The following is a 5,335-nucleotide window of genomic DNA, read 5'->3' as shown; positions in this document are numbered from 1 at the left end:
CAGGTGCTGGGCCGGCCGCTGCGCTACAGCGTGCTCGACACCGAAGGCAAGCCTGCCACCGCGGTGCGCAAGGTGCAGGAACTGGCGCAGCAGAAGGCGGCGCGATATTTCGCGGGTGGCATCCTGTCGTCCGAGTCGCTGGCCATGGGCAAGGAGGCCGAAAAATTCGGCGGCGTGTTCGTTACCACTGCCGGCGCCGACGAGATCACCGGCAAGGACTGCAACCGCGCCACCTTCCGCTGGTCGGTGCCGACCTTCGGCGCGATCGAGCGCACCGTGCGGCCGCTGATCGAATCGATGCCCAAGGCCAAGCGCTGGTACACCATCACGCCGCAATATGTGTTTGGCGACGGGCTCCTGTCGGCGGCGAAGGCAATCTTCAAGGAGAAGGGCATCGAGCACGTGGGCAACAGCTACCACGCCCTGACCGAGAAGGAATTCAGCGGCTACCTGACCAATGCGCTGGCCGCCAAGCCGGATGTGCTGCTGATCCTGAACTTCGGCTCGCAGTCCGCTGACACGCTGCGCCAGGCCGTCAGCTTCGGCATGAAGAAGAACACCACCATCCTGCTGGCGTGGGCGTCGGGGCTGGAGCAGTTCGAGTCGCTCGGCGCCGATCTGTGCGAGGGAGTCTATTTCGGCGCGCAGTACTGGCACGGCGTGGATACCCCGCTGAACCGCGACCTGGTCAAGCGCACCCACGACAAGTTCAAGGCCAATCCCAACTACAGCCTGGCTGGTTCGTACATCTGCACCAAGCTCATGGTGGACGGCATGATCAAGGCCGGCAGCGCGGACCCGAAGGCCGTGGTGGCGGCGCTCGAAGGCATGAAGTACGAGGGCCTGACCGGGCCGGAGGAAATCCGCGCCGCCGACCACCAGGTCCTGAAGAACTACTACCTGCTCAAGGGCAAGGCCAAGTCCCGCATGAGGGACAAGGACGACTACGCCGAGGTGGTCAGCATTGGCAAGGCCTTCCTGCCGGTCGACCAGACCCAGTGCAAGATGGCCTGATGCCCTGACACTGCGCGGGGCCGCCGCCCCGGCAGACTACACACTGAAGCACACCGAAGCACCATGCCGCGCACACCGCGCGGCGTGGCGGCTTCCTACATCCGTACGACTCATGAACGTCTATCTGTTACAGGTGATCAACGGCGTCGGAATCGGCATGCTCTACTTCCTGCTGGCGGTAGGGCTGTCGATCGTGTTCGGCCTGTTGCGCTTCGTCAATTTCGCGCATGGCGCCTTCTATGCGCTGGGTGCCTACCTCTGCTTCCAGGCGCTGCAGATCGGGATGAACTTCTGGATGGCGCTGGTGGTTGCGCCGATCGTGATCGGCGCGCTTGCCTGGTTGACCGAAAAGGTCATGCTGCGCCACGTCTACGCGCAGCCGCACGAATTCCACATCCTGGTCACGGTTGGCCTGGCGCTGGCCATCCAGGAACTCATCATCGTCGGCTGGGGGCCGCTCGGCGTCGACGTACCGCCGCCGGATGCGCTGCAGGGCGTGGTGATGTGGGGCGACTTCGTCTATCCCAAGTACCGCCTGTTCGTGATCGGCTTCACCGGCTTGCTGGCCATCGGCCTGTGGTGGCTGCTGGAAGGCACGCGCCTGGGCAGCGCGGTGCGCGCGGGCAGCGAATCCACCGAGATGGTGTCGCTGCTCGGCATCAACGTGTTCCGCCTGTTCAGCCTGATGTTCGCGCTGGGCGCCGCTACTGCGGCGATCGCCGGCGTGCTGGCCGCGCCGATCCGCGGCGCCGAGCCGTTCATGGGCGTCGAGGCGCTGGGTGTGGCATTCATCGTGGTCGTGGTGGGGGGCATGGGCAGCTTCACCGGGGCGCTGGTGGGCGGCTTGCTGGTCGGCATGGTGCAGAGCCTGATGAGCACGCTGTGGCCGGAAGGCGCGCGGCTGATGATCTATGTCGCCATGGCCGCGGTGCTGCTGCTGCGTCCGCATGGCTTGCTGGGGAGGGGATGATGGCTAGGGAAAAACAAGGGTTCTTGCGCTACCGCTTCTGGTGGCTGGCACTTGCCGTCACGCTGCTGCTGCCGCTGACGATGCGCTCAGGCACGCTTGCCACTGAAGTGCTGATTTACGCGATGGCCGCCATGGCGTGCAACCTGCTACTTGGCTACACCGGCCTGCTGTCGTTCGGCCAGGGGATCTTCTTCGGCCTGGGCAGCTATGCGGTGGGGCTGGCGCTGACCCGCGCAAGCCTGCCGGTGCCGCTGGCGCTGCTGCTGGCGATCGTCATCGGCGCGGCGGCGGCGGCGCTGGTGGGCTGGTTTGCGATCCGCCAGCGCGGCACCTACTTCGTGATGCTGACGCTGGCGTTCTCGCAGATGTTCTACTTCCTGGCGTACACGGCGCCCGGCATCACCGGCGGCGACAACGGCCTGCTGGACATCCCGCGTCCGCCGCTGTCTGTGGCTGGCCATGCGCTGGTATCGCTGGCATCGCCGTGGCAGTTCTATGGCTTTGTCGCGGTGCTGTTCCTGGTGGTGTTCTTTGTGGCCCTGCGCGTGACCGAGTCCGTGCTCGGCCGCACGCTGCTGGCGATCCGCGACAACGAAGAGCGTGCATTGGCTGTCGGCTACAACGTCAAGACGTTCAAGCTGCTGGCGTTCATGGTCTCCGGCGCGGTCACCGGGCTGGCCGGCGCGCTGCATGCCATGCTGACCGGCATCGCGCCGCTGACCAATATCGACTACCACGCCAGCGAGATGATCCTGGTGATGACCGTGATCGGCGGCACCAGCAATATCTTCGCCTCGGTGCTGGGCGCCGCCTTCTATGTACTGCTGGCGGACTGGCTGTCCACGCTGTGGCCGCGCTGGCTGATGCTGCTCGGCTTCCTGCTGATCGCCGTCAGCCTGTTCATGCAACGCGGGCTGTGGGGGCTGGGTGCCACCGTATGGGATCGTCTGCGCGGCCTGCGCCGCGCGCCCGTCACGCAGGAGGAACGCGCATGACCACCACCACCACCCCTATCCTTGAAGCCACCGGCATCGTCAAGCAGTATGGCAAGTTCATGGCGCTGGGCGGGGTTGACCTGCGCGTGATGCCGGGCACGATCCATTCGGTGATCGGCCCCAACGGCGCCGGCAAGACCACGCTGTTCCACATGCTGACCGGCACGAAGGAAGTCAGCGCCGGCCGCATCGTCTTCGACGGCAAGGACGTCACGGCTGAAGCCGACTACCAGCGGGTCCAGCGCGGCATTGCGCGTTCGTTCCAGGTCACCAGCCTGTTCCCGAGCCTGGCGGTGCGCGAGAACCTGCGCCTCGCCGCGCTCGGCACCTCGCCGCGCAAGGCCATGAACGGATGGCGCTTGCCGGCTGGCGAGCTTGCCTGCGGCGAGATCGTCGACCAGGTGCTGCAACGACTGGAGCTGATGCGCGTTGCCGACAGCGCAGCGGGCGTGCTGTCGCACGGCCAGCAGCGGCGCCTGGAGGTCGGCATGGCGCTGGCCGCGCGGCCGCGTGCGATCTTTCTGGACGAGCCTACCTCGGGCATGGGCGTCGACGACCTCGGCGCGATGAAGCGGTTGATCCGCGGGCTGGCCCAGGACCACACGGTCGTGCTGATCGAACACAACATGGACATCGTCATGGATATCTCGGACACCGTCACGGTCATGCAGCAAGGCAAGGTGCTGATGGAAGGGCCGCCCGCGGTCGTGCGCGGCGACCCGCGCGTGCGCGCCGCCTATCTCGGCAACATGATTACCGGGGGCAAGGAATGATGCTCGACGTACAAGAGATACATGGCTACTACGGCAAGAGCCATGTGCTGCAAGGCGTGTCGCTGGCGGTCGGCGAAGGCGAACTGGTGACGCTGCTGGGGCGCAACGGCGCCGGCAAGTCGACCACGCTCAAGGCGATCGCCGGCGTCGTGCAGCCCAAGGGCGGGCGCGTCATCTTCCGCGGCAGGGACGTTGCCGGCATGGCGGCACACCGGATTGCCGCCGAAGGCCTGTGCCTGGTGCCCGAGCACCGCGGCATCTTCAAGCTGCTGACGGTCGAGGAGAACCTCAAGCTGGCCGCGCGGCGCGATTCGCCGTGGCAACTGCAGGACATCTACCGCATCTTCCCGCGCTTGCGCGAGCGGCGCGGCAACGGCGGCGCGCAGCTGTCCGGCGGCGAACAGCAGATGCTCGCCATCGGTCGCGCCATGTTGAACCATCCGCGCCTGCTGATGCTTGACGAGCCGGTCGAAGGGCTGGCCCCGGTGATCGTGGAAGAAATCGTAGCGCAGCTCAAGGTCATCAAGGCAGCCGGCGTGCCGATCCTGCTGGTGGAGCAGAACCTCGAGGTCTGCACGCAGCTCGCCGACCGCCACGTGATCATCGAGCAGGGCAGGGTAGTCTACACCGGCAGCAACGACGCGTTCCGTGCCGATGAGGCGGTCAAGGACCGCTATCTCGGCGTCGGCCTGGCGGCCTGAACCTGGATCATGCAGGCCGCAATGCCGGCCGACCGATACGAGGAATGACATGACGACTTTGCAAGCTGCCCACGCGGCAGTGGCAGCGGCAGCGGCGGCCGCCGGCGCGCGCGCCGACCTGCACATCGACGGCGAGCGCCTGTGGGACACTCTGATGCGCCTGGCCACAATCGGCGCCACGCCCAAAGGGGGCGTATGCCGGCTGGCGCTGACCGACCTGGACCGCCAGGGGCGCGATTTCTTCGTCGCCGAGGCCAAAGCGGCCGGATGCACGATCCGCGTCGATGCCATCGGCAACATCTTTGCGCGGCGCGCCGGGCGCGACGACGCCTTGCCGCCGGTGATGACTGGCAGCCACATTGACACCCAGCCGACCGGCGGCAAGTTTGACGGCAACTATGGCGTGTTCGCCGGCATCGAAGTGCTGCGCACGCTCGCCGATGCCGGCATCGTCACCGATGCCCCGCTCGAGGTCGCGGTCTGGACCAACGAGGAAGGCTCGCGCTTCGTCCCAGTGATGATGGGCTCAGGCACGTTCATCGGCGAGTTTGCGCTGGCAGACGTGCTGCAGCAGCGCGACCGCGATGGCATCCGCGTCGGGCAGGCACTGCAGGCCATCGGCTATGCCGGTCAGGAGCCGGTCGGGGCGCGCCCGGTCGGCGCCTACTTTGAAGCGCATATCGAGCAGGGGCCGGTGCTGGAGGCCAACGACACGACCATCGGCGTGGTTACCGGCGCGCTCGGCCAGCGCTGGTACGACGTGGTGCTGACCGGAATGGAAGCACATGCGGGCCCCACGCCGATGGCGCTGCGCAAGGATGCGCTGCTGGCGGCGTCAGAGCTGGTCGGCATCGTCAACCGCATCGCGCTGGAGCATCCCCC

6 protein-coding genes are annotated in these 5,335 nt (G+C 66.7%); all 6 read left to right on the top strand.

From position 1 onward, the window contains the following. The coding region (locus J8I82_RS36830) for an ABC transporter substrate-binding protein (protein ID WP_209765464.1) at window positions 1-1,014 on the top strand (1,014 nt) is incomplete at its 5' end. A gap of 112 nt (window positions 1,015-1,126) precedes the next feature. Continuing rightward, on the top strand, window positions 1,127-1,984 hold the full coding sequence (locus J8I82_RS36825) for a branched-chain amino acid ABC transporter permease (protein ID WP_209765462.1): 858 nt from the start codon (window positions 1,127-1,129) through the stop codon (window positions 1,982-1,984). Beyond that, a complete protein-coding gene (locus J8I82_RS36820; protein WP_209765466.1) occupies window positions 1,984-2,979 on the top strand; it encodes a branched-chain amino acid ABC transporter permease in 996 nt (331 codons plus the stop codon). The genes J8I82_RS36825 and J8I82_RS36820 overlap by 1 nt, the downstream gene beginning before the upstream one ends. After that, window positions 2,976-3,752 (top strand): ABC transporter ATP-binding protein, encoded by a 777-nt coding sequence (locus J8I82_RS36815; RefSeq protein WP_209765460.1) that lies wholly within the window; start codon window positions 2,976-2,978, stop codon window positions 3,750-3,752. The genes J8I82_RS36820 and J8I82_RS36815 overlap by 4 nt, the downstream gene beginning before the upstream one ends. After that, complete coding sequence (locus J8I82_RS36810) at window positions 3,749-4,453, top strand: ABC transporter ATP-binding protein (protein ID WP_209765458.1); 705 nt, start codon at window positions 3,749-3,751, stop codon at window positions 4,451-4,453. Before J8I82_RS36815 ends, J8I82_RS36810 begins: the two co-directional genes overlap by 4 nt. 154 nt (window positions 4,454-4,607) lie before the next feature. After that, a partial coding sequence (locus tag J8I82_RS36805; RefSeq protein ID WP_431831614.1) for a hydantoinase/carbamoylase family amidase occupies window positions 4,608-5,335 on the top strand: 728 nt, incomplete at its 3' end.

Source organism: Cupriavidus consociatus, from assembly GCF_017814975.1.
GTDB classification, from domain to species: domain Bacteria; phylum Pseudomonadota; class Gammaproteobacteria; order Burkholderiales; family Burkholderiaceae; genus Cupriavidus; species Cupriavidus consociatus.
The sequence above is the reverse complement of the archived record's forward strand: the minus strand, read 5'-3'. Positions and strand labels throughout refer to the sequence as shown.

Coding starts and splice junctions, on each gene's coding strand:
- J8I82_RS36825 (WP_209765462.1), top strand. CDS start 1,127: ATGAACGTCTATCTGTTACAGGTGATCAACGGCGTCGGAATCGGCATG.
- J8I82_RS36820 (WP_209765466.1), top strand. CDS start 1,984: ATGGCTAGGGAAAAACAAGGGTTCTTGCGCTACCGCTTCTGGTGGCTG.
- J8I82_RS36815 (WP_209765460.1), top strand. CDS start 2,976: ATGACCACCACCACCACCCCTATCCTTGAAGCCACCGGCATCGTCAAG.
- J8I82_RS36810 (WP_209765458.1), top strand. CDS start 3,749: ATGATGCTCGACGTACAAGAGATACATGGCTACTACGGCAAGAGCCAT.